The sequence below is a fragment of the Shewanella decolorationis genome (assembly GCF_004354305.1).
Taxonomy (GTDB): Bacteria; Pseudomonadota; Gammaproteobacteria; order Enterobacterales; family Shewanellaceae; genus Shewanella; species Shewanella decolorationis.
Window position 1 is genome coordinate 1,451,959 of sequence record NZ_CP037898.1, and the last position, 24,077, is coordinate 1,476,035.

The 24,077-nt window shown below is 48.1% G+C and carries 19 protein-coding genes; 2 read left to right on the plus strand and 17 right to left on the minus strand.

Annotated elements, in window-relative coordinates:
- Positions 1–397 precede the first annotated feature (397 nt).
- The 16 genes from EYR25_RS06560 to EYR25_RS06635 form a co-directional block, all read right to left on the minus strand.
- Positions 398–796, minus strand: coding sequence for a rhodanese-like domain-containing protein (locus tag EYR25_RS06560; protein WP_039978418.1), 399 nt, complete (start codon positions 794–796; stop codon positions 398–400).
- Positions 797–821: 25 nt separating this feature from the next.
- Complete coding sequence (locus EYR25_RS06565; protein WP_023267674.1) at positions 822–1,034, minus strand: YgaP family membrane protein; 213 nt, start codon at positions 1,032–1,034, stop codon at positions 822–824.
- Between the two features lie 41 nt (positions 1,035–1,075).
- Positions 1,076–4,324: an efflux RND transporter permease subunit gene (locus EYR25_RS06570; RefSeq protein ID WP_133178901.1), complete on the minus strand. Its 3,249-nt coding sequence runs from the start codon at positions 4,322–4,324 to the stop codon at positions 1,076–1,078.
- A 35-nt stretch (positions 4,325–4,359) separates the two neighbouring features.
- On the minus strand, positions 4,360–5,373 hold the full coding sequence (locus EYR25_RS06575; RefSeq protein ID WP_133178902.1) for an efflux RND transporter periplasmic adaptor subunit: 1,014 nt from the start codon (positions 5,371–5,373) through the stop codon (positions 4,360–4,362).
- Between the two features lie 187 nt (positions 5,374–5,560).
- The gene (locus EYR25_RS06580) at positions 5,561–6,277 is read right to left on the minus strand and encodes an SIMPL domain-containing protein (RefSeq protein ID WP_133178903.1); all 717 of its coding nucleotides are present in this window, start codon (positions 6,275–6,277) and stop codon (positions 5,561–5,563) included.
- 157 nt (positions 6,278–6,434) lie between these two features.
- Positions 6,435–6,821, minus strand: a complete 387-nt coding sequence (locus EYR25_RS06585; protein WP_133178904.1) for a VOC family protein — start codon at positions 6,819–6,821, stop codon at positions 6,435–6,437.
- A gap of 98 nt (positions 6,822–6,919) precedes the next feature.
- On the minus strand, positions 6,920–8,236 hold the full coding sequence (locus EYR25_RS06590) for an OmpP1/FadL family transporter (protein ID WP_133178905.1): 1,317 nt from the start codon (positions 8,234–8,236) through the stop codon (positions 6,920–6,922).
- 340 nt (positions 8,237–8,576) lie between these two features.
- A complete protein-coding gene (gene putP / locus EYR25_RS06595; RefSeq protein WP_133178906.1) occupies positions 8,577–10,028 on the minus strand; it encodes a sodium/proline symporter PutP in 1,452 nt (483 codons plus the stop codon).
- A gap of 158 nt (positions 10,029–10,186) precedes the next feature.
- Positions 10,187–10,891: a DUF3379 domain-containing protein gene (locus EYR25_RS06600; RefSeq protein WP_023267682.1), complete on the minus strand. Its 705-nt coding sequence runs from the start codon at positions 10,889–10,891 to the stop codon at positions 10,187–10,189.
- The gene (locus tag EYR25_RS06605; protein ID WP_133178907.1) at positions 10,884–11,447 is read right to left on the minus strand and encodes a sigma-70 family RNA polymerase sigma factor; all 564 of its coding nucleotides are present in this window, start codon (positions 11,445–11,447) and stop codon (positions 10,884–10,886) included. Before EYR25_RS06605 ends, EYR25_RS06600 begins: the two co-directional genes overlap by 8 nt.
- A 93-nt stretch (positions 11,448–11,540) precedes the next feature.
- Entirely contained in the window at positions 11,541–13,202 is a 1,662-nt protein-coding gene (locus EYR25_RS06610) for a BatD family protein (protein WP_133178908.1), read from the minus strand.
- Entirely contained in the window at positions 13,196–15,268 is a 2,073-nt protein-coding gene (locus tag EYR25_RS06615; RefSeq protein ID WP_133178909.1) for a vWA domain-containing protein, read from the minus strand. The genes EYR25_RS06610 and EYR25_RS06615 overlap by 7 nt, the downstream gene beginning before the upstream one ends.
- Entirely contained in the window at positions 15,268–16,284 is a 1,017-nt protein-coding gene (locus tag EYR25_RS06620; RefSeq protein WP_133178910.1) for a vWA domain-containing protein, read from the minus strand. The genes EYR25_RS06615 and EYR25_RS06620 overlap by 1 nt, the downstream gene beginning before the upstream one ends.
- Complete coding sequence (locus EYR25_RS06625; protein ID WP_133178911.1) at positions 16,278–16,871, minus strand: DUF4381 domain-containing protein; 594 nt, start codon at positions 16,869–16,871, stop codon at positions 16,278–16,280. The genes EYR25_RS06620 and EYR25_RS06625 overlap by 7 nt, the downstream gene beginning before the upstream one ends.
- A 63-nt stretch (positions 16,872–16,934) precedes the next feature.
- Positions 16,935–17,903: a DUF58 domain-containing protein gene (locus EYR25_RS06630; RefSeq protein ID WP_133178912.1), complete on the minus strand. Its 969-nt coding sequence runs from the start codon at positions 17,901–17,903 to the stop codon at positions 16,935–16,937.
- A 72-nt stretch (positions 17,904–17,975) separates the two neighbouring features.
- Entirely contained in the window at positions 17,976–18,932 is a 957-nt protein-coding gene (locus EYR25_RS06635; protein WP_133178913.1) for an AAA family ATPase, read from the minus strand.
- A gap of 273 nt (positions 18,933–19,205) precedes the next feature.
- Between EYR25_RS06635 and fadI the strand changes: the two genes are divergently transcribed.
- Positions 19,206–20,516: an acetyl-CoA C-acyltransferase FadI gene (fadI, locus tag EYR25_RS06640; protein ID WP_133178914.1), complete on the plus strand. Its 1,311-nt coding sequence runs from the start codon at positions 19,206–19,208 to the stop codon at positions 20,514–20,516.
- A gap of 5 nt (positions 20,517–20,521) precedes the next feature.
- On the plus strand, positions 20,522–22,651 hold the full coding sequence (fadJ, locus tag EYR25_RS06645) for a fatty acid oxidation complex subunit alpha FadJ (RefSeq protein ID WP_133178915.1): 2,130 nt from the start codon (positions 20,522–20,524) through the stop codon (positions 22,649–22,651).
- Positions 22,652–23,403: 752 nt separating this feature from the next.
- On the opposite strand, the gene EYR25_RS06660 is transcribed toward fadJ, so the two are convergent.
- The gene (locus EYR25_RS06660) at positions 23,404–23,985 is read right to left on the minus strand and encodes a hypothetical protein (protein WP_133178916.1); all 582 of its coding nucleotides are present in this window, start codon (positions 23,983–23,985) and stop codon (positions 23,404–23,406) included.
- Between the last annotated feature and the right edge of the window lie 92 nt (positions 23,986–24,077).

Below are 24,077 nucleotides of genomic sequence, written 5' to 3' on the forward strand. Positions count from 1 at the left end.
ATAGTCATATGTAACAAGTTGTAACCTTTGTTTTTAACTATTTATGTTTTTTTATGTGGAAAAGGTGAATAAGGAAAAGCGAATCTTTAAGCTATTTTTAAGTGTTAATAAAGAATGGTTTTGATATAAAATTCTGAAAAATATGCTTATATTTTTTTGGAATTACATATTTTAAAAATATTAAGTGTTAGTTTTATTTGAGTGATGAATTTTGCTCAAGTGATTGATTATGCGATTTTATTGAATTTTGGCGTCGAGGGTTTGGCATTTGCCAATTTATTGGCTTATTTGGGCAAGGAATAGAATAATAAATGGGCTGAATAGCGGCGGGAGAAATGACGAAGATAAAATCCAAAAGCGCCAAATGGCGCTTTTGGGGTGAAAGTAAATGAGTGACTTACTCCGTTTTCGGTTGAGTACCCGCTAAAGTTTGATAACCGCCACCGTTATAGGTTTGAGTATAACCTGCAGCAACGAGTGCTTCGGTCGCGATACTACTGCGCCTGCCGCTGCGGCAATACAAGACCACCGGGGCATCTTTGGCAATACCGCGTTTCGCAAATTCTGTTGCGACTTGCTCAAAGGGAATATTAACCGCATTGGCTAAATGACCTGCGGCAAATTCCTCAGGCGTTCTCACGTCTAATACCATAGCGCCAGCAGCGATTTTCGCCCATGCGACTTTGGGTTCTTGATCGGCGGCACTTGCCGCGCTGGGTACTAAGGCGAGTGATGATAGACTCAAGAGAGCGACCCCGAGTAAGCTCTTACTACGATACAGTAGCTGGTTGAACACTGACTTTCTCCTTTGCAATTGTGCATTAACCCTGTCTTGCGATTTCAGCCTCGGATTTCACGCCTAACTTGCGTAACACCATAGCTGCGGGGCAAAAACCCGTAAAAGCGCTTTGGAATAGGTTAGCGCCAACGAAGGCCGTTAACCACATAAAGTTATGGTGTACAAAAGCGGTTAATACCAAAGACAGTAACACCATAAATCCGGCAAAAGCCATAATGCTGCGTTCGAGTGACATATCTTGCTCCTAGCGGCAGCACAATAGCTGCCTATTGTGGGTTAGTCGTTTGTTTGAATTAAGTTTATGCGATTTTTCATCGCCGCGTAGTAAAGCACTGGGATAACGATTAGCGTTAGTAGTGTTGAGATGAAAATCCCAAAAATCAGACTGATCGCAAGCCCATTGAATATCGGGTCATCCAGAATAAATAGGGCGCCTATCATGGCCGCCAAAGCGGTCAGCATAATGGGTTTGGCCCGCACGGCGCCCGAGTGAATTACGGCCCGCTCAAAGGGAACGCCTGAAGCGGTTTCCTGATTGATAAAATCCACTAATAATATTGAGTTACGGACAATAATCCCCGCCAAGGCAATCATGCCTATCATCGACGTCGCGGTAAATTGCGCACCGAGTAGGGCATGCCCAGGCATGACTCCAATTACTGTCAGAGGGATTGGCGCCATAATGATAAGCGGCACTAGATAGGATCTAAATTGGGCGACGACCAATAAGTAAATTGCAATCATGCCCACCGCATAGGCAATGCCCATATCTCTGAAGGTTTCATAGGTGATCTTCCATTCCCCGTCCCAGAGCACGGCGACTGAGTCTAGCCCGGTTGGTTGGTGGATATAATGCTGATCGAAACCTAAGCCACCTTCGCCGTCGATTTTGCCCGCCATGTCGAACATGCCATAGAGCGGACTGTCGAGCGGACCTGCCATATCGGCAACCACCATCACCATAGGGATCATATTCTTATGGATGATAGGGGCATCGATGTTACCGCGCTTGATGGTCACCAGCTCAGACACGGGCACAGATTGGCCCGTTTGACTCTGTAGCTTCATATTCAGCACTTGCTCTAAATCGATTTTGGCCCCTTCTTGCAGTTGCAGGCGGATAGGCACGGGTTGTTTTTGCTGGGCGATATGCAAATAGCTCACATCCTTGCCGCCAACGGAAGTCGCAATTAAATCAACGATATTGCTATAGGGCACCGCCATCAGGCTAGCTTTAGAGCGGTCGATCATCACCTGCCATTTTTGCTGCGCTGCGGGCAAGAAGATATCAATATCGACCACATCTTTTGTTTCACGGAAAAGTGCCTGCAGATCATAGGCTGCTTGTTCGCGAATCGCAGGACTTGGACCATAGACTTCGGCCACAATCGGCGACCAGACTGGCGGGCCAGGTGGTACTTCGACGACTTTCACATTGGCCTGATATTTAGCGCCGATATGCTGCAATTCTTCACGTACCGCCAGCGCAATGCTGTGACTGTCGCGTTTGCGATGCTTTTTATCGACTAGATTGACCTGTATGTCGCCTAGCTCTTGGCTGTGACGCAGAAAATAGTGGCGCACTAAGCCGTTAAAGTTCATTGGCGCATTGGTGCCGGCATACAGCTGCAAATGTTCCACCTCGGGCACAGTGGCAAGGTAGCGACTTAAATCCTGAAGTACCCGCTGGGTTTGTTCCACAGGCGTGCCTTCAGGCATATCCACCATGACTTGGAACTCGGATTTATTATCGAAGGGCAGCATCTTTAACACCACGAGCTGACCCACAGGCAGCGCCACGGCGATACCGATGAGTACAAAGACTCCGGCAGCGAGGCCAATCCGTGCTTTACGGGCACCTTTACCCAGCAGGAAGGGACCGATTAAACGGGTAAACAGGCGCACCATTTTGCTCTCGTTCATCTGAGCATCGGCATCACTGCTGTGTGCGGTATCAGTCACCGAGCCGCTGTGCTGTTTGAGCAACTTACGACTCAGCCATGGGGTCACCATAAAGGCGACCACCAGGGAAATCAGCATGCCCATACTGGCGTTGATGGGAATGGGGCTCATATAAGGGCCCATTAATCCCGACACAAATGCCATGGGCAGCAGGGCGGCGATAACCGTAAAGGTGGCGAGAATTGTTGGGCCGCCGACTTCATCGACCGCAACGGGGATGAGTTCGCTAAAGGATTTTTTACCGAGCGCCATGTGCCGGTGGATATTCTCCACCACCACAATGGCATCGTCGACCAAGATCCCGATGGAGAAAATCAGCGCGAAGAGTGAAACGCGGTTAAGGGTAAATCCCCACGCCCAGGAGGCGAACAGGGTGATCGCCAAGGTGATAATAATGGCGACACCGACCACCAGTGATTCGCGGGCACCCATGGTTAAAAATACCAATACGACAACGGCGCTGGTGGCAAAAATCAGCTTAAGAATAAGGGTGTTAGATTTATCTGCCGCCGTCTCACCATAGTTGCGCGAAACAGTCACTTCGACATTGTTGGGGATCAACACATTCTTGACCTTAGCAATGCGTGCAAGCGTCGCATCGGCAATATCAACGGCGTTTTGCCCCGGCTGCTTACCAATGGCTATGGTCACTGCGGGGTAAATATCTGTCTTGTCACTATGCCAAACGCTTTGAGTGGGAATATCACTCTTTAAACTGATGTCGGCAATGTCAGCCAAATAAACGGGGATGGGTTTACCCTGTTTATCCTGTGAAATACTCACCACGAGCTGTTTTACATCATCGATAGATTGTAAAAACTGACCTGCCTGAACCTTAATCTCTTGATTACCTTGCACTAAAGATGCAGGCATCGAGATGTGATTATTGTCATTCAGGCTCTGTCTCAACTTGTCGTAGGTGAGATTAAAGCTATTCATTTTGGCAGGATCGATACGTACATTTGCCACTATTTCATGTTGGCCAACGGTGTATATTTCCCGCGTACCAGGGATACGCTTGATTTCGGTTTCTAAACCTTGTGCCACATGGGTGAGTTGTTCAGCCGATACCTGTTTATCCTTGGACCATAAGGTCAGGCTAACAATAGGTACATCATCAATACCGCGTGGTTTAATCAATGGCTCGCCAACACCTGCGCCCTGAGGCAGTTTATCCATATTGGAATAAATCTGGTTGTAAAGACTCACAATGGCATCGTTGCGGCTTACGCCGACCTCAAAAATCACGATAATTAACGCGCCATCGGGTTGGGAGAAAGAATAGAGCGTGTCTATCCCTTTGATTTCGGAAATCACTTGCTCGGCGGGCAGGGTGACTAAGTTTTCAACTTCGGTCGGGGTTGCGCCAGGAAAAGGGATAAAGACGTCGGCAAAAGTGACGTCAATTTGCGGTTCTTCTTCCTTGGGGGTCACCAAAATGGCAAATAAGCCGAGCAGTAAGCCTAACAGCGCCAGCAGTGGCGTGATGGCACTGTTTTGGAATGCCGCCGCAATCCGACCCGAAATGCCAAGTGACGTCGAAGATTCAGTAGCGTGTTTCATTCAACAACCTCATCAAATTGATATCGCTAGGGAATTTATTGCTTTTGCTGAAGCAACACTTGGTAAGCATCCATGGCGATAATATCTCCGGATTTAAGTCCTGCGAGTATTTCTACTTCACCATTGACAGGTTCTGATACTCGTACCTGAGTAAGCACAAATTGCTCACCTTTTTTCAGGTAAACGCTACTGAGTTCATTCATGGTGATTAGCGCTGAAGTCGGTAGTTGGATTTTTTCTCGCTCGCCATTTTTAAATAGTGCCTTGGCCCAAGTTCCGGGTTGCAAGTTGGGTTCATCTTTTGGCAGGTTAATCCGCACTTGATAGCTATGGCTAACGGGATCGGCAAAACTAAAGATGGTGAGATCCTTAGAGAGGATTTCACGACCATCATTTAAGCGGACTAAAAATTCGGGGGCACTTTTTAGCTGTTGAATATAGCGCTGCGGCACTTGGGTGATGGCGCGCATTTGGCTGGGTGAAAAACCGGACAGTAGCGGTTGACCGACACTCACGGTTTCACCCAACTCAACTAAACGCTCGGTAACAATCCCGCTAAATGGGGCCGATACTACAGTATATTTAAGCGACTCAGTTGCCTTGATAACTCGGGCCTTAGCCGCACTCACGGCTTGTTCGGCGGCCTTGGCATTGGCGGTCGCTTCATCCATAGCGCCTTTCGAAATCGCGCCTTGGGGGAAGAGTTCTTTATAGCGTTTATATTGGGCCTGCGCCTCCACGTTTAGCGCGGTGGCTTTGGCGAGATCGGCCTCATAGCTTGCCAGTTCAGCGCCTTGCTCTTTACTGGTGATCTCGAGTAAGGCCGCACCTTCAGGTACGACATCATTGACATCGTAGTTGAGCTTAACAATTCGCCCTGAGGTTTGTGCTGATACAGTTGCCGCTTTTACAGCCTCAATATTGGCATCTAAAGTCACCCAATTCGCGTAGGGCTTGCTTATTACTTCGAGGGTTTCTAAAGAAGATGCCTGCGCTGTAAAGGCAGAAAATGCTAATAATGTGAACAGAGTACGTGAGATTGCAGCCATACTAAATCATCCCAAAAATAATTCATGAGTAAATTCTAATGGAGTTGGTTTCAATAGGCAATTAATATTTATTAGAAAAAATTAATGTAATCGATTTTACTAATATAGGGGAAAAGGCGAATGAATCTTCCCTTACATCAATCGCCATCGTCATCATTTTTAAGCCGCAATCAGAGCGGCTTAAATATCAGTCGTTTAAATAATAGGTCAGAGTTGAAACAATGCGAATTTGTTTTATATAAGGCGTGCTGCTGTCACGATCGGAAATCGTAAACTGGCCTTGGCTGGCACTCTTAATCTTGCCAAGGCGAGATTGTGAGTCCTTGGCAAACTTTTCGGCCACTTCCCGCGCGTTTTGCGTCGCCTCCTGCACCATGGTGGGTTTGACATCATTGAGTGCCGTAAATAAAAACTCAGTGCGATTCTCATAGTCTTGGCTGGCGATAGCAATGCCTTCTTTAACTAAATTAATCATCTGCTTACGTGTAGTTAGCATTAAGTCAATTTGCGAGGTATAGACGGAGAGATTAATCTTAGCCGAGTAACGATACCTTACATTGGGGTCGACATAGCCTTGGGCCTGACGATCTTCAATGGATGGCAATGACACCGTAATCTCACTGTCGCTAAATCCACGTTCTTTAAGGAAGGCGACCACTCTGTCGGTTTTTTGCTGCACTGTTTCATAGAGTTTAGGCAGATTATTGTCGACTTCGGTGAAGTTAATCGGCCAGATAGCGATATTGGCTTTGACTTCTTTTTCGGCTAAGCCTTTAACCGTGACTGTGCGCTCTAAGGCTTTCATCTCTAATAATGCTGAGCTGGCACTTTGACCAAGATAGACCATACCTGCACATAAAAAACCGCCAAGTAATAATGCGGAGAGTAGATAATTTTTTTGCATAACAGATGCTCTCGATGGGATTCCTTAGGCTACCTTACTGCAATTATTCGGTTTTGTGCATAGGTAAAAATGAAAAGCGCAGCGCTTAATACTAAATGCTCAGCTGCCGTACAGGATTGAAAATCTGTTGTTGCAAAAGTCGCATACTAAGAACAACTTAGTTGGCTGGTGGTATTGGGCTTGGCTGCCATAATTCCACTTTATTGCCATCGGGATCGATAAACCAACCGAAACGACCAAATTCAGAGTCTTCAATCTCCCCAATCTGTTCGCCACCACCTTGAGTGATTTGAATGAGTGCTTGCTCTAGATCATCGACAATGAAATTGAACATAAAGGTTTTATCAGTTGGGGCAAAATAGCTGGTGTTATGGTCGAATGGAGTCCATACATGGTAACCGGGTGTGGGTTTATCATTATGATAAAAAGCCGCGCCGCCCCAATTTTCAATGGGAATGTGTAGATGAGTTTTATACCAAGTTGCTAATGCAACAGGATCGGTGCTTTTAAAGAAAATACCACCAAGTCCAATGACTTTTGCCATAAGGGTGACATTGTGAGTGGAAGATGAATTAACTTTAGGCAATAAATTCGTAAGATACAAAAAAGCCGCAAAATTGCGGCTTTTTTGAGGATGAGAGCTTAGAACTGGTAGCTGTACTGTACTGAGTAGTACATACCTTTTGATTCGGTTACGGCGTTAACAGGGCCTGTGATAGCACTGTTTTCGATCAGGTGAACTTCTTCACCTTTAATGTACGCGATACCGAAATCAAGGATGTTTTGTGGGTTGATGTGGTAGCTCATACCCGCTGTGTACCAGTTACGGTCAGAGTCTGGGAATGAAATTGAGCTGATTTCGTCCACAACGCCTTGGTCATGCATGTAACCCGCACGAACGGTGAATTGTTCGTTAATGGTGTAAGTACCACCTAGGCTGAATAACCATGAATCTTTCCATTGGTATTCTTTCAGTGCGACATCACCAGCTTGCAGTTGAGTACCAGCACCCGTTTGGCCTGGCATGATAGTGGCAACGCCATCTTTGGCAGTGATTTGATCAAAGTTGCCCCATTGGGTGTACTGCGCAGTGTAGTGCAGTGCAAACTTAGGCGTGATCTGATGGAAGCCTGCAACTTGGAAAATATCCGCTAACGGTACATCTAAGCTATCAAAGCTTGTAGCGAGCATCGTTTTTGAACCTAAACCAACAGCAGATAAATCTTTAGTGGTGATAGTATTGATGTCGCCTTTAACGTTAACCGTTGGGCTGAAACGGTAGCTGATACCGAAACGGTTATCTTTATCTAATTCAACAGTAGCACCCACGATACCGCCAAACGCCCAACCGTCAGCGTCTACGTCAACCAGAGGCGTAGTGCCCATATTACGGGTTAAGCGGCCTTCGCCGTAGACGGCATCCAGACCCGCACCGATACTGAACATATCGTTGATGCGGTATGACACGCTGGCGTTGAAGTTAACTGTAGTGACTTCAGTTTCACCAAGTAGGTCATAAGGTGCTGGTGAGCCTGCTGGTAAATTCTTCGAAAGTGAGCTGGCATCGGTACCTGTGCCGAAGTTAGAGAATGCAGCAAAACCTACGGCTAACTTATCGTCGATTGGGTGAATGTAGAAAATGTTCGGGATAACTTTAGAGCTACCCGCATCGTCGATGCTGCCTAAGTCATAGGCGCCACCTGCAAAGTTCACGTCTTTAACGTCAACAGTAATATCGGCATAGGTTAGGCCAAAAGAGATTGCATCTTTATCGAATAATGCCATCGCTGCTGGGTTACGCGATAACACAGAAGCGTTATCGGCGATGACTGCGTCACCAGCAAAAGCACGGCCCATACCTGTGGCTGATTGGCTGTTTAATTGGAAACCCGAAGCGAAAGTTTGTGAGCTCGTCAGTGCAACGGCAACAGCAAGCAGCGTCTTGTTGAATGATTTCATTATTATTCTCTCATTATTTTGGTATTGGATTTTGTTCGGTCCTAGTCGCCGGAACAACGCGCAAATCCTTTTATAATCTTCGGCATGTTAGGGATTGTGTGTAACCTCAACAAGTCCGACCAGATGTAAAAATTGTTAAATAACAGTTAATTAAAACGTGATCGTACTTTAGAGTGAGTGAATGGTCTGGCCAGATGCTTGGTATCTATGGTTTTTATTTAAGGCGAGGGTTTTAATTAAGGTTAATTATTTGTAATGGGCGAAAGGTTAATTAAATTATACAAATTGTAAAAAGCGTACACTTGTACGCTTTTTACCTTCTCAGAAATAATTTCTGCTGTTACAACGAGGATTTAAACTGCTCAAATTCTGCAGTGATCGCTTCTACTGGGCGAGACATCTTGCTCACAACAACCCCTGCGATAATAGCGAACACAAATCCTGGTAAGATTTCGTATAGGTCGAAAATGCCACCACTGAGCTGCTTCCAAAATACGACCGTTAATGCGCCGACAATAATGGTCGCAATTGCACCGTTACGGCTGTATTGCTTCCAGAAGAGTGAAAGGAGCACCACTGGACCGAAGGCAGCGCCAAAACCTGCCCACGCATAGCTTACAAGACTCAATACACTGCTTTCAGGATTCAAGGCGATGATGCCCGCAATCACAGCAATGGCCAGTACACCCATACGACCTACCATCATCAGCTCACGATCATCCGCTTGAGGTCGTAACCATTTGCGATAAAAGTCTTCGGTGATGACGCTTGAACACACTAATAACTGTGAATCAATGGTACTCATGATGGCCGACAGAATTGCAGCGATCAGTAATCCGCCAATCCAAGGATTAAAGGCGGCTTGCGCTAAATGAATAAACACGGTTTCGGCATTGGCTAACGGTTGATTAGCAAAATACAGTGAACCTGCCAAACCAGTAGCTAAGGCGCCCATGAGGGATAAAATCATCCAGCTCATGGCGATACGGCGAGAAAGTGGTAATGCCTCGGCGCTGCCAATGGCCATAAAGCGCGACAAAATATGCGGTTGACCGAAGTAACCCAGTCCCCATGCGAGTAGTGATAGCAGACCGATCACAGTAGTTTTGTCGCTGATAAGTGCCAACATAGCTGGGTCGATAGACTCAATCCCCGCATGGCTCTCAGGGTGAGAAAACACTGCAAAGGGAATGATCAGCAAGGCTATCAGCATTAAGCAGCCTTGGAAAAAGTCGGTCCAACTCACGGCAAAAAAGCCGCCAATAAAGGTGTAACCAACAATGATGGCCGAACCTATTACTAAGGCAACGTTGTAATCTAAGCCGAAGACTTTTTCGAACAAAATGGCGCCGCCCACCATGCCTGAGGATGCATAGAAGGTGAAGAACACCAGAATCGTTACCGCAGAGACGAGTTTGAGGTAGCCCTGTTTATCGTGAAAACGTTTCTCGAAGAAGTCGGGCAGGGTGAGGGCGTTGTCCGCTAATTGGGTGTAAATGCGCAGACGTTTAGCCACAAACAACCAGTTAAGCCAAGCTCCGACCACTAAGCCAATGCCAATCCAGGCTTCGCCTAAGCCGCCTAAGTAAACGGCGCCAGGTAAACCTAAGAGTAACCAGCCTGACATATCGGAGGCACCCACGCTGAGCGCGGTTACGCCGGGGCCCATTTTACGGCCACCTAAAATATAATCATCAACAGTATCGGTGGCACGGTAAGCCCAAAATCCTATGCCCATCATCAATACTAAATAGCCAACAAATGTGATTAAAATCGGGGTTTCAATCGTCATATTGTCTTTGTCCCATCTTGTTATTATTAAAAGTGGCAAGCATGCTACCAGATGTTTGAGCAAGAACCCATTAGTAGATAAAGATGTGATCGAAATCCGACCTCCTAGCATGAGAAAAGATCGGAGGTCGGTATAAGAAAGGATTTGATATTAATAGGTTAGATAAAGGTGTTCTTGATTTCGTCTTTTACGAAGCTAAGGTCGGTCTTATCTTCACCCACAAGCAAAATGTATGCATCACCGGCCTCAAAGCCCATACCTTGGTATTTACCGTCGGCAAAGGTGTTGTCCAGCACCATGCGTTTTTCAATCGGCACAATAAACAGAGTGACTTTGCCTTTTTCAGCTTGAAGCACTAAATGCAGACTCTTAACCCCTTGAAAATCGCAGTAAGAGGTGTAGTAGACCTTACCGGGCTGCTCAGTAAATTTAGCGTTTCCTAGATTATTCATCGAGGCTAATTGTGCATTTACTTGGGTAAAATCGACATTCTGATCCACCTGCAAAGCCACGCCTTCATGGTAAACATGGGCTAAGGCATGCTCGGCTAAATCCACAGGACCTAAGCGCAATAAACTAAAGCTGATCCCTACAATAAAGGCAATGGACGCGGCCATGGCGACTAAAAAGCCCGTTTGACGGCGCTGCTTATGGTGCTGCTGTAGTTGTTGGCGCAGAATGAGTTTATCTGCGAGATCCTCTGGCACATCCACTTTTAAAGCATTGATAAGTTTGGTATCTAAGCGTTTAAGCTCAGCAACAAATGCTTGGTTTTCTGCGCTTTCCTGCATTTGCGCAACAAACTCAGGATCTTGATTATGAGGATCTTCATAAGCTTGACGTCTAAATTTAAGCTCATCCATTGGATTGGCCTCTTACCTCAGTTTTCTCAAGTAATTCTTTCAATTGGTTCCTCGCCCGAAATAAACGCGTCATCACGGTATTACGATTTAGTTCCAATAGTTGGGCGATTTCATCCCCACTAAAACCACCAATCAATTGCAGTAATAAGGGTTCCCGATATTCAATATCCAGCTTAGCGATTTGTCGCCTCAACCAATATTGCTCAGTTTGCTCTTCCGTGCTGGAGGCGATGTGATCTTCTAAACTCTCTTGCTCGACATCGGCGTAATCGAATTGTTTGCGCTCGAATCGACGGGCATTTTCGCGCCTCAGAATCGTGATCAGCCAAGCCTTCGCCGCTTTATCATCCTGTAGGGAATCTAAAGAGCGCCATGCCCGCAAGAAGGTTTCTTGGGTTATATCCTCTGCCACCTGCTTATCGCCGCATAACCAAAAGGCATATCGGAAGATATCGGCGTGCAGCACCTTGACTAGGCTGTTGTATCGTCGTTGTTTGCTCAGCATGTCAGAAGAGACCGCAGGCTCGACGGATTTCTTTCGCCAGTTAGCAAACATTTTTTTGATATTTTCTTTTTATTTTACGATTCAAAAGATTACACCTTACTCATTCGATTAAGCCGTGCGTCGTTTTGATTTATCCATCTGTGTTTAGCCATTGGGGTTCAGCGGTTGTAATGGCGTGGATTGCTGCGCCATAGGGTGTAGCTTGCCGCTTTTCACCGCGCTTAACAATGCTTTTACAGCGCTTTCGAGTTGGGCGTCGCTATTGGCTTTGCCGCCGTAGGCCAAGGCTTGTAGCTGACGAATCGCCTCTGCTAACTCGCTCGACTGCGCCGCAATTTTATCGAGCGTCATGGGCCGAGCGGCCTGTTCACTACAGTATTGCTGCAATTGCTGCAAAATATCACTGACATTGCCTTTAGCGCAGGCTTGCTCTAAGCCCTTAAGGCCAGAGCCAAGAGTGAGCGGTTGTGATGCGACTTGTGTATTGACCGTTAGTTGGCGCTTAAGCGCGCGGCGCCAAGCGACAAAGGTAATCGCCCAAGCAACTAATGTCACCAGCCACAGTAGGGCAAACAGATTAGCACTCCAACTACCTTCATTATTGGCACTGATATTTGCTTGCCAGTTGGGTTCGATCGGCGCATCGACCACGGCGCCACCTTTTACTTGAATGGTACGGGCGGGCAGGGTTGCCATTTCTTGGCGTTTAAGATGCGGATTCCACCAAGGCACTTTCACTTCGGGCAAGGTAAAAGTGCCCGCCTTACTGGGGACGATAGCCGAGGTAATACTGTATTGGGACACTATCTGCGCATCGCGCACAAAGCTCTGGCGCTGGGGTTTTTCGGGATAGGATTTAAGCTCCGGCGGCAGATTTTGCGTGATATCCGGCAGGCTATTCTCATCGGCATTGGAGGCCAATAAGGTGAGCGTGCGGGTAATAGGGCTTCCGACGGTAAACTCTTTTACATCCTCGGGAAAACTCTCTTTTAATACCACTAAGTCGGCCACAAGCCATTGGCCTTGGAAGCTAGTTGGCGCAGGTTCGACTTGGATGCTTAAGGAGGGCGCGCCGGCTTGCATTGGGCGGCTCTCGTTAAAGCCAAACATGCCGCCACGGCGTTGGGATTCCACTAATACATCGCCAGAAAAGGTCGCGCCTTTGATATTCACTTGGCCGGGTAAATCGGGAATGATGCCATAGGTGCGTTCAATCACGCGGTAACGGCGGCCTTCGATGATCTCTGAGCCGTCTTTATCTTCGCCGATTTGCTTAATTTGTGCGCCTTCGATAATGGGGGCATTGAGTACACCCCGTTGCAGTTCGACCGCAAGATAGAGCTTCACTTTGTAGGTGATAAGCTGGCCGACGTAGGCCTCATCGGTCGAGACTTTGGCATCGATAAACAGATTCTTGGCCTGCTCAGGTTGTGCGCCCGCTTCGACGACCTTGAGGGGGATTTCGGCGGAGCTGACGCCATCAATGCTAAAGGATGGAATGGTCAGTTGGCCCTTTTGTTTTGGGGCTAGCAGTACTTGCCAGCGTGTCTCTTTAACCGCATCGAAGTTCATTATCTGGGTGCTACGACTCACGCTGGTGCGACCCACGATAAAATCCTTAAGCAGGATAGAGGTATCGAGTTTACCTGTGTCGACCTCATCATCGGCACTCACATTGAGCACAAAGTACTCTCCCTCCATCACCGGATTGCGATCGACCGACGCCTCGAGTTTGCTCAGGGCAAAGGCGGGCTGAATGACCGCGATGCAAAGCGTGAGGAGGATAAAAAATTGTCTGATCACCACTGTTCGTTATCCCTTGATATTTGGCCATTTTGACGGCGTTTTTGATATTCGAGTTGCATCTTGTTACGCAGCAACACCTGTGGATCTTCACTCAAGCCCCGCAGTGCTCGCTGCATCTCCGCGGGCAAAGGCTCGCTGTTACTTGGCGGCGCTTCAACAGACTCAATCGCGGTGTCTGGGTTTTTATCCGCCTGCGCCTGTTTCTCTTTATCCGCTTTTTGCGCTATAGCCTGTTGCTGTTCTTGCTCGGCTTTGGACTTATCATCCTCGACCTGTGCCTGCATTTTGGCCTCGTTGCTGGCTGGATCTTCTTTATCTTCTGCATTGTTATCGGCGCGGTTTTGCTGATTGGCTTGTTGCTCGGCCTGCTGTTGTTCCTGCAGTTCATCTTGCTGATCTTGCTTGGCCTTATCATCACTCGCTTGCTGTTTATCCTGTTCGCCTTGCTGAGGATTACTCTGCTCGGATGAAGACTCTTGCTCCTGCGCCGGTTTGTCGTCCGCTTGGTCAGGATGATTTTGCTGTTGGGACTGCGGCTCTTGAGACTGCTGTTGAGCTTGGTCGTTTTGCGAGGATTGTTGATCTCCCTGCTGACCCTGCTGCTGGTTTTGTCCCTGCTGCTGATCGTTCTGATTCTGTCCCTGTTGGTTTTGATCGCCTTGAGACTGCTTATCTTGATTGTCAGCATTTTGCTGCGATTGTTGCTGGTTCAGCAATTTCTCTGCTAACTCAAGGTTGGCTTTGGCCTGTGGGAAATCGGGCTGCTTGTCGAGTGCGGCCTGATAACGCTCCTTGGCTTTATCGGGTTTACCAAGTTGCATCAGCGCGTTGCCTTGATTGTACAGGCCATTAGCCGAGCTATCTTGCTCAAAGTTTTTTAGCGCCTGTTCGTACTCGCCCGCCTTGTACTGCGCCGCGCCTTGCCATTGGGGCGTCTCGAATTTTTGAGCGGCATTGGCGTAATCCTCGGCTTGATAGGCCTGCATCGCCTGTTGATCTTTGGTGTGCCAGAGCGAGTCCCATACACTGGCGTGAACATTCTGCGGGGCTGCGCCGAGCAATAGGCCAGCGAATCCCATCAGCAGCCAGTTCGCGAGCATGCCTTGCCTAAAGCTCAGCAGGGCAGGGATGAGTAAGAGTAAGGCGAGGTAAGGGCCGAGATCCTGCCAGGTTTCCCCATCGAGATCCGTGGCTTTGGCATCGCCACTGTCGCTTAACCAATGTTGCAACTGCACTAAATCCTGACCATCGGCCCGATTGGGGATCATGATGCCATTATGGTTATCGGCTAATTTTTGCAACAAGCCAAAGTCGGTTTTCGCGACAACGACTTCATTGCTGCTGTCCCGCTGTAATTGGCCATCGGGTAAACGGATTGGCGCGCCTTGAGGGCTACCAAATCCCATAATCGCAAGGCGATATTGGCTACCGTCTAAGGCCGAGTTGGCCTCATCGAATTGCCTCGGGGTAATGCCATCTGTCATCACAATAATATCGCCACGCAGATGCCCGCCCTGTACCAGTAAATTTTTAGCTTGGGTTAGGGCGGCCGCTAGGTTTGAGCCCAACACTGGCATAATCTCAGGGCTTAAGGTGGGTAATAAATTAAGCAGCGTGCCCGTGTCTCGGGTGAGCGGGCTTATAGTAAAGGCATCGCCAGCGAAGGCGATAAGGCCGGTTTCGCCTTCTTTTAAGCCGCGGAGCAAATCTGTCGCCCGAAACTTGGTTTGGGTTAAGCGGTTGGGCGCCAGATCGGTGGCAAACATGGAGACTGACATGTCCATCACCAACACTCGGCCTTGCTCGGCGGCAAAAACGGGCAAGGTTTGCTTATTGAGCGCCGGACCCGCTAAGGCCAAGGTGGCGATCACCCAAGTGAAAGCCAAGATATGCAGTGGTCGACGAGATTTTTGTGTGCCTTCTGTGACCAATATTTTGGCCAAATGCGGCGCAATATAGCGGTTCCAGGCGCTATTACTCTGGTGTTGACGCCATAGCGCCCACAGGATGATGGTGAGTGGCAACAGGGCGAGTAACCATTCTGGACGAATAAAATGCAGGCTCATTAACGAACATCCCCCCGTGGTGTTGCTGATGGAACAGGGTTTTTAGTCCGCGAAAACAGTGATAACTGACCCAAGGCTATCCAAATGCTGGTGAGCAGCGCGAGGGCGAGCGGCCAATAGAATAGCTCCGCTTGAGGACGATAGCTGAGTTGATCGCGACTAACGGGCTCAAGTTTGTCAATTTCTTGATAAATCTGTTCCAGCTCTTGGCTGTTACGGGCGCGGAAATAGCGGCCATGGGTAACATCGGCAATGTGCTTGAGTTGGTTTTCATCGAGATCCATCGATGGATTGACGCGCTCACGACCAAACAGGGTGCGTCTTTCCATGACATCGGCACCCACGCCAACGGTATAAATTGTCACTTTGCGATTAGCAGCGATTTGGGCCGCTTGCTCAGGATCGATATTACCGGCGTTATTTGAGCCGTCAGTCAATAATATCAATACTCTGTTACTCTCATCCATTTTATCGAAGCGCTTGACCGCGAGCGCAATCGACTCGCCGATCGCCGTTTGTTTACCGACAAGGCCAATCTGCGCCTCCTTTAAAAACTGGGCGACAGAGCGTCTATCTTGGGTGAGAGGTGCCTGTAGATAGGCGTGATCGGCAAATAAAATCAAACCAATACGATCGCCTTTGCGACGCTCAATAAACTCGCTGACCACGTGTTGGATCAAGGTAAAACGATCAACGACTTTGCCGTTAATCACCATATCTTCAATCTGCATACTGCCGGATAAATCCACCGCCAGCATCAGATCCCGCCCTTGGCTTGGTAGTTCAATCGGATCGCCAAGCCATTGTGGGCGGGCGATAGCAAGCACTAACAAGCTCCACATCAACCAATAGCGCTTGCGGCTTTGGCGGCTGTGGCTAGTGATATTGGCCTTGCCCGTTTGGCTAATGCCGGGCAATTGTAGGCGGCCACCCTCGGCTTGCACCGTTTGGCGACGCCAAAAAATAAAAGGTAAAGGCAGTAAAATCAATGCCAAAGGCCATGCGACAGTTAACATTGCTCCTCCGCAGGCTTTGCTGGTGCCGATGTGACTGTTGCTGACGACGTCGGGTTTTGGCTTGCAGCAGTGTGTATTATCGGTGCGCTTAATTTGGCTTTTGAGGCAAACCAGCTGCGGGCGAGGGCCTGTAACTCTCGGGCTTCCTCGGCGCTGAGTGGTTTAGCCTGATGGCGTTTTTCCAATAAGGGCCCAATGCGGCCGCGCTGCTTTGCGGGCAGATGGCTATCTAACCAAGTTGCCCACGCGGGGCCGTCGAGTTTCGCTATCACTTCCCTTGGCAGATAACTTAAGGCGGTGCGCTTTAGCAGCTGATTCACGTCAGAGGGATACTGGCTCGAATGAGGATCAAGTGCTGCAAATAAACCTTGGGCGGCTTTTTTAGGCGCTAAGTAGGCGGCACGTTTTTTGAGCCAAAGAATTGCGGCAATCAACAACACCAACAGGATAGCGAGTGCTAACCAATAGCCTATGGCCCATGGCCAAGCCCCAATCGGGTCGGGGAGAATAATATCTTGTAAATCCGCCAAAGCGGGATTTGGCGTGGCAGCCTTATCCAAGGCTGGATTTAGAGTTTGTGGGTTCACGCTTTGGACTCACTTATGCTTTATGTTGCACTGTCTACTATTACTCACTTATTTGCCGGGCTGTTATTGCAGTAAGGCTAACTGCTGCGCAAGGGGTAAACCCGCGTCGATAAATTGGGTACGCACCTTCAGCTTCTGCATCATGGCGATAAAGTCATTCTGCTGCTGTTGTTGCAGCCCAAGCCATGCTTGATAACTGTCGCGAGTCAGCACTAAATCTTGGTCCCCTTCGCGAACCGGCAAACTAAACTGCTTGGGTAAGTTGAGGTTGCCCTGCCTGAGTGGGTCGGTCACCAGATAGGCGCCAATATCACAATGGCGCTTAAGTTCTGTCAGCGGCGCTATACATTGCGGCGTAAAATGGCTGCCATCTGTAATAATCCAAATCAATGAGCCCGGTTTCGCGATACGTTGCAAGCGCTGGCAGGCGCGCAGGATATGGTCAGGATCCCGAGGATGACTGCCGAGCTGATTGAGTTGTTGCTCGTGCACTCGGCACAATCCTGAGATGAGCTGCAATATCCCTTGGCGGCGACTGCGGGGTTTTAACTCTAAATGCTCAGATTCGCAGGCGATTAAGGCGCCGAGTCTGTCACCGTGGTTGATGGCATTCCAACCCAGCGTGGTCGCTAAATGTCCCGCTTGTACCGACTGCAATAATAAACTCGAGCCAAAATACAGGCTCTGGCTTAAATCGAGCAGCAGCAGGATAGGGCGCTCGCGCTCCTCAATAAATAGCTTAGTGTGGGTTTGCCCAGTGCGGGCGGTCACGCGCCAGTCTATGGTGCGGACATCGTCGCCCTGTTGATAATGGCGCACTTCGGCAAATTCCATCCCGCGGCCTTTGATTAAACTGCTGCGATGTCCCGCCATATTGGCACGTGCCCGACTGTGACGCTCAGGAATAGCCCGCGCAATCGTCTGGCAGGCGAGCAGTTCTTTCTCGGTTAAATGCAGCCCGTCGGCAAACAATGGCAAGCCATGTGGATTACCATCACTGTGTAGGGATGCGTTTAGCGCACTGTTATTCATTCAAAGCTACTCATACAAAGCGATTCAGTTACCTAGGATTTATCAGCCCGTGTATTCAGACCTGCCATGCGATTAAGGAACGGCCACCTGAGTTAAAATATGGTTGATCACTTGGTCGCGGCTGACACCTTCGGCCTGCGCTTGATAGCTCAGCAGCAGTCTGTGCCTTAGTACATTGGGCGTAACGGCTTGAATATCCTCGGGAGAGACAAAATCGCGCTCGTGTAACCAAGCTCTGGCGCGGGCGCAGCGCTCAAGCGAAATCGTCGCGCGAGGGCTCACACCGTACTCTAACCATTTTGCCAGCTCGTCGCTGTAACGCGCGGGTTGGCGGGTCGCCATAATGATTTCGACTATGTATTTCTCTAGCGGTTCGGCCAGATAAATTTCCATCGCTTCATCACGGGCGGCAAAAATATCCGCCTGAGCAATCGGCTCAGTGGTTGGCAACTCGTGAGTGAGTGCCTCCTTACGGGATTGACGTAGAATTTCGATTTCAGTGTCACCACTTGGATAATCCAAATTCAGGTGCATTAAAAAGCGGTCGAGCTGGGCTTCGGGCAGCGGATAAGTGCCTTCGTTTTCTAGGGGGTTTTGTGTCGCCATCACGAGGAAGAGCGGTGGCAACTTATAACTGTTTTTGCCAACGGTCACTTGACCTTCGGCCATGGCCTCTAATAATGCCGACTGCACCTTAGCCGGCGCGCGGTTGATTTCATCGGCGAGGATCAGGTTATGGAAAATCGGGCCCGCCTCAAATTCAAAGGTGCCAGTTTGTGAGCGATAGATATCCGTACCCGTAAGGTCGGCGGGTAGCAGGTCAGGGGTAAATTGGATCCGGTGAAAATCCCCTTCCACACCGTCGCAGAGGGCTTTAACTGCACGGGTTTTAGCAAGACCTGGTGGGCCTTCTACTAATAAATGGCCATTGGCAATGAGGGCAATGAGCAGGTTTTCGGTCAACACTGGCTGCCCTAAAACAACCTTATTTAGGTAAGTGCGTAATGCGTGGAAGCGACTCAAAGGCATGATGCTACTCGTTTTTTAGGTTGAAAATATCGATTGAAAATACGTGTGTGGGCTTAAGACCACGAATATGGTAAAGAATTCCCTAAGGGTTTGGCTAGTGTTAAAAAAACAAACAGGTGTTTAAAACTTGCTGACAAGAAGTTAGAATCAGATCACACTTTAATGGTCAGACCTGTTATTGGGCTTTTTTAGTGCCAAACAGCAGGGCAAACATGGAAATCGATAGCGCCGCCTGAAATCTCTCAGCGATAGCGCACATAAAGAGGGTGACAAATGAGTGATAGACAACAGGTAACTAACGCAAAGGGTGAGCGTATCGCCATTGTGGCGGGCTTAAGAACGCCATTTGCGAAGCAGGCGACCGCATTCCACGGTGTGTCGGCGCTCGATATGGGCAAAATGGTGGTTAACGAACTGCTGGCCCGTAGCGAACTGGATCCTAAATTGATTGAGCAATTAGTGTATGGTCAGGTGGTACAAATGCCTGCGGCACCGAACATTGCCCGTGAAATCGTGTTAGGAACCGGCATGGATGTGTCAACCGATGCCTACAGCGTGACCCGCGCCTGTGCGACCAGTTTCCAATCCGCGGTGAATGTGGCCGAGTCAATCATGACGGGCAATATTGAGATTGGTATTGCCGGCGGCGCCGACTCTTCCTCTGTATTGCCTATTGGGGTATCTAAAAAGCTCGCCCATGCCTTAGTCGATCTGAATAAAGCCCGCAGCTTTGGCCAAAAGTTACAAATTTTCCGCCGTTTAGGCATCAAAGACTTATTGCCAGTGCCGCCTGCCGTTGCCGAGTATTCTACTGGATTGTCTATGGGGCAAACCGCAGAGCAAATGGCTAAGACGTATAATATCAGCCGCGCCGACCAAGATGCGCTGGCACACCGCTCTCACACGCTGGCGAGTGAAACCTGGGCTTCGGGTCATCTGCGTGACGAAGTGATGGTGGCCCATGTCCCACCCTACAAACAGTTTATCGAGCGCGATAATAACATTCGTGAAAACTCTGATTTAGCCTCTTACGCCAAACTGCGTCCCGCTTTCGATAAAAAGCATGGCAGTGTGACGGCCGCGAACAGTACACCGCTGACCGATGGTGCCTCGGCGATCATTTTGATGAGTGAAGGTCGCGCTAAAGCCTTGGGTTATCAACCTATTGGGTATATTAAGAGCTACGCATTTACCGCGATTGATGTGTGGCAAGACATGTTGATGGGGCCTTCCTATGCAACGCCATTGGCATTAAAGCGCGCTGGCATGGAATTAGAAGATTTAACTCTTATCGAAATGCACGAAGCCTTTGCGGCACAAACCTTAGCTAACATGCAGATGTTTGCCTCAAAGAAATTTGCCGAAGAAAAATTAGGGCGTAATCGTGCCATTGGTGAAATCGATATGAGCAAATTTAACGTGCTCGGCGGCTCTTTAGCATACGGCCATCCTTTTGCGGCGACAGGTACGCGTTTGATCACTCAGGTTTGTCGTGAGCTTAAACGTCGTGGTGGCGGAACGGGACTAGCAACGGCCTGTGCTGCGGGTGGTTTAGGGGCTGCAATGATTGTGGAAGTGGAGTAATGGCGATGGAAAAGACATTTAATTTAACCCGCCGTGAAGACGGTATCGCCATTCTAACAATGGACGTACCCGGCGAAACCATGAATACCCTCAAGGCAGAGTTTGGCCCTGAGATCAGTGAGATCCTGTCTGAGATTAAAGGCGATAACAGTATCCGTGGCCTAGTGCTGATTTCGGGTAAAAAAGACTCCTTCGTAGCAGGGGCGGATATTTCTATGCTCGACGCTTGCCAAACGGCCGGCGATGCGAAAACCTTATCCCAGCAAGGGCATGTGGTGTTTAACGAGTTAGAAGCCTTGAATATCCCCGTGGTTGCTGCGATACATGGCGCCTGTTTAGGGGGCGGTTTAGAGCTTGCGCTCGCATGCCATCAACGTGTGTGCAGTGATGATGGCAAGACCATGTTGGGCGTACCCGAAGTACAACTCGGTTTGTTACCCGGTGGTGGTGGTACTCAGCGTTTACCTCGTTTAGTGGGGATCACTACTGCGCTGGATATGATGTTGACGGGTAAACAAATTCGCCCGAAACAAGCGTTAAAGATGGGCTTAGTTAACGATGTGGTGCCACAGACGATTTTACTGCAAACCGCAGTGCAAATGGCGCTCGCGGGTAAACGTACGGCGAAACCAGTTAAAAAATCGCTGGTTAATCAATTACTCGAAGGCACAGGGTTTGGTCGCAATATTATTTTCGATCAAGCCACCAAGCAAGTCGCTAAGAAAACCCAAGGTAACTACCCCGCGCCTGCAAAAATTATTGATTGCGTGCGCCAAGGTATGGCGAAGGGAATGCAAAAAGGGCTTGAGGTAGAAGCCAGCCATTTTGCTGATCTGGTGGTGTCGAAAGAATCTGAGGCGCTGCGCAGTATTTTCTTTGCTACCACAGAGATGAAGAAAGAAACTGGCGCCGAAGGGGCGACACCACGTAAAGTCAAAAAAGCGGTGATTTTAGGTGGTGGTTTGATGGGCGGTGGTATTGCTTCGGTCACGACGACTAAGGCTAAAATTCCTGCGCGGGTAAAAGACATTAACGAAAAGGGCTTAAGCAATGCGCTTTCCTACGCCTATAAGTTATTGGATAAAGGTGTTAAACGTCGTCATATGACGCCGGCCGTTCGTGACAATTTAATGGCACTGATGACAACGACAACCGAATATAAAGGCGTTAAGGATGCTGACATTGTTGTTGAAGCCGTGTTTGAGGATTTAGCGCTTAAACATCAGATGGTTAAAGATATTGAGCGTGAATGCGGTGAGCACACGATTTTTGCATCTAACACCTCATCTTTACCCATTGGCCAAATTGCACAAGCGGCCAGCCGTCCTGAAAATGTGATTGGCTTACATTATTTCTCACCAGTAGAAAAAATGCCGCTGGTGGAAGTGATTGCCCATGCGGAAACGTCTCCAGAGACGATTGCCACCACAGTGGCCTTTGCCCGCAAACAGGGTAAAATGCCAATCGTGGTACAAGACGGTGCCGGCTTTTATGTTAACCGTATCCTCGCGCTTTATATGAACGAAGCAGCACAATTACTGCTGGAAGGGCAGAGTATTGAGCACCTAGACAAAGCCTTAGTGAAGTTCGGTTTCCCCGTCGGCCCTATCACTTTGCTCGATGAAGTGGGTATCGATGTCGGTGCTAAAATCGCTCCAATCCTTGAAAAAGAACTGGGTGAGCGCTTTAAAGCTCCAGCAGCCTTCGATAAGTTACTGAGCGATGATAGAAAAGGCCGTAAAAATGGCAAAGGTTTCTATCAATATGCTGCTGGCAATAAAGCGTCGAGCAAGAAGAAAGCCGTAGATGAAAGTGTTTACGCAGTGCTTGGCATCAAGCCTGGTATGGACAAAGACTTAAGTGCGGTGGCAGAGCGTTGTGTCGTGCAAATGCTCAATGAAGCAGTACGTTGTTTAGATGACGGCATTATCGCTTCACCGCGCGATGGTGATATTGGTGCCATCTTCGGTATTGGTTTCCCACCATTCTTAGGTGGCCCATTCCACTATATTGATACCCTAGGTGCCGATAACTTAGTCAACATACTTGAACGTTATCAAGCCCAATACGGCGACCGATTTGAGCCATGTCCACGTCTTAAGGCAATGGCGGCAGAAAAGACACGTTTCTTCTAAGCGCTTAATATGACCTGGTTAAAAAAGCGGCAAACCTATGCCGCTTTTTTATTGCCTCAAGGCTAATTTTTGCCTAAAAAATGTTCACACATGTTTGAGTGATCTTGTATCATGGCGTGCCTATTTACGGCAGTTGTGCCGTAATACCCTAAATTTAGATGTTGAGTTGATTAGTGCTGATAAATAGCCTCGTTTAGAGTTTATTTGTATTGAGAACTGCTATTTGTTGATTTGCACATAATGACTTAGTCGATGAAGAGGTTGCTGTGGGATTAATGTTTTATGTGATTTTCGTCTTGTCAGTGAGTTGTTCCTGGTGTTTTGGCGTTGCGGCTTTTAGAATCGGACTTTCTGTAACCTATTGGGCTGTAATGGGATTTATACTGGGGCCCTTAGCGTTTCCACTGTTTTCTTCCCATAAACGTATTGCATTAAGTAGAGTTCGCCAGACATCTGACTGTAGTCTAACTGCTTAATATTGTTATTATTTGTTGTAATGTGGTAAATGACAAAGGGAGCATCAAGCTCCCTTTGTTATTGGTCTAGGCCTCGCGCTAGCAAAATAGCTCTAGTCCCTTTGAACTGCATATTTCCGCTTTAAGAGGGAAATTAATTCCACCAACCCTTTGCTGGGATCACTTCAAGGTGGTTTAAGCCTTCGGGTAATTTTACTTTTTTACGAACAGGCTTTGCGAAACCAAGTGCTTTTTTGATTGAATTTAACATTGATACTCTCCTTCACCTGATTAATGTTATGCGATTTGTTCAAGTGGTCTGAATTTCACATAGGGAGAACCCGCGACTTCAAGGGGCTTGAATTTCACATATGGATGGCCAGCGACTTCAAGTGGTTTGAACTTCACATATGGATGGCCAGCGACTTCTAATGGTTTGAACTTCACATATGGATGGCCAGCTACTTCTAATGGCTTGAATTTCACATATGGATGGCCAGCGACTTCAAGTGGTTTGAACTTCACATATGGATGGCCAGCGACTTCTAATGGTTTGAACTTCACATATGGATGGCCAGCGACTTCTAATGGTTTGAACTTCACATATGGATGGCCTGCGACTTCTAATGGCTTGAATTTCACATATGGATGGCCAGCGACTTCAAGTGGTTTGAACTTCACATATGGATGTCCAGCGACTTCAAAGGATTTGAATTTCACATATGGAGAACCAGCAACTTCTTGATTAACTTCTTTAGTCGCTTCAGATGATACAACAGTTTGAGATTGCTTATTCTCTATAGTTGTTTCAATTGCTAATGAGGTTGTTGCAAAGCCGATGGTAGACAGTAACGCAGCTGCGGTTAGAATTCCTTTCATTATTTTATCTCTCAGGGTAGTTGATAATATTTATTTTTTGACACTAAACACCTTGTTGCAGATGTTGTGCCAATGTTTCAAACTACCGGTTG

What these genes read in the sequence shown, in the direction of transcription:
- fadJ (WP_133178915.1), top strand. Translation starts at nt 20,522, where the DNA reads ATGGAAAAGACATTTAATTTAACCCGCCGTGAAGACGGTATCGCCATT.
- EYR25_RS06660 (WP_133178916.1), bottom strand. Translation starts at nt 23,985, where the DNA reads ATGAAAGGAATTCTAACCGCAGCTGCGTTACTGTCTACCATCGGCTTT.
- putP (WP_133178906.1), bottom strand. Translation starts at nt 10,028, where the DNA reads ATGACGATTGAAACCCCGATTTTAATCACATTTGTTGGCTATTTAGTA.
- EYR25_RS06580 (WP_133178903.1), bottom strand. Translation starts at nt 6,277, where the DNA reads ATGCAAAAAAATTATCTACTCTCCGCATTATTACTTGGCGGTTTTTTA.
- EYR25_RS06620 (WP_133178910.1), bottom strand. Translation starts at nt 16,284, where the DNA reads ATGTTAACTGTCGCATGGCCTTTGGCATTGATTTTACTGCCTTTACCT.
- EYR25_RS06615 (WP_133178909.1), bottom strand. Translation starts at nt 15,268, where the DNA reads ATGAGCCTGCATTTTATTCGTCCAGAATGGTTACTCGCCCTGTTGCCA.
- EYR25_RS06585 (WP_133178904.1), bottom strand. Translation starts at nt 6,821, where the DNA reads ATGGCAAAAGTCATTGGACTTGGTGGTATTTTCTTTAAAAGCACCGAT.
- EYR25_RS06575 (WP_133178902.1), bottom strand. Translation starts at nt 5,373, where the DNA reads ATGGCTGCAATCTCACGTACTCTGTTCACATTATTAGCATTTTCTGCC.
- EYR25_RS06635 (WP_133178913.1), bottom strand. Translation starts at nt 18,932, where the DNA reads ATGCCTTTGAGTCGCTTCCACGCATTACGCACTTACCTAAATAAGGTT.
- EYR25_RS06570 (WP_133178901.1), bottom strand. Translation starts at nt 4,324, where the DNA reads ATGAAACACGCTACTGAATCTTCGACGTCACTTGGCATTTCGGGTCGG.
- EYR25_RS06565 (WP_023267674.1), bottom strand. Translation starts at nt 1,034, where the DNA reads ATGTCACTCGAACGCAGCATTATGGCTTTTGCCGGATTTATGGTGTTA.
- EYR25_RS06630 (WP_133178912.1), bottom strand. Translation starts at nt 17,903, where the DNA reads ATGAATAACAGTGCGCTAAACGCATCCCTACACAGTGATGGTAATCCA.
- fadI (WP_133178914.1), top strand. Translation starts at nt 19,206, where the DNA reads ATGAGTGATAGACAACAGGTAACTAACGCAAAGGGTGAGCGTATCGCC.
- EYR25_RS06590 (WP_133178905.1), bottom strand. Translation starts at nt 8,236, where the DNA reads ATGAAATCATTCAACAAGACGCTGCTTGCTGTTGCCGTTGCACTGACG.
- EYR25_RS06605 (WP_133178907.1), bottom strand. Translation starts at nt 11,447, where the DNA reads ATGTTTGCTAACTGGCGAAAGAAATCCGTCGAGCCTGCGGTCTCTTCT.
- EYR25_RS06600 (WP_023267682.1), bottom strand. Translation starts at nt 10,891, where the DNA reads ATGGATGAGCTTAAATTTAGACGTCAAGCTTATGAAGATCCTCATAAT.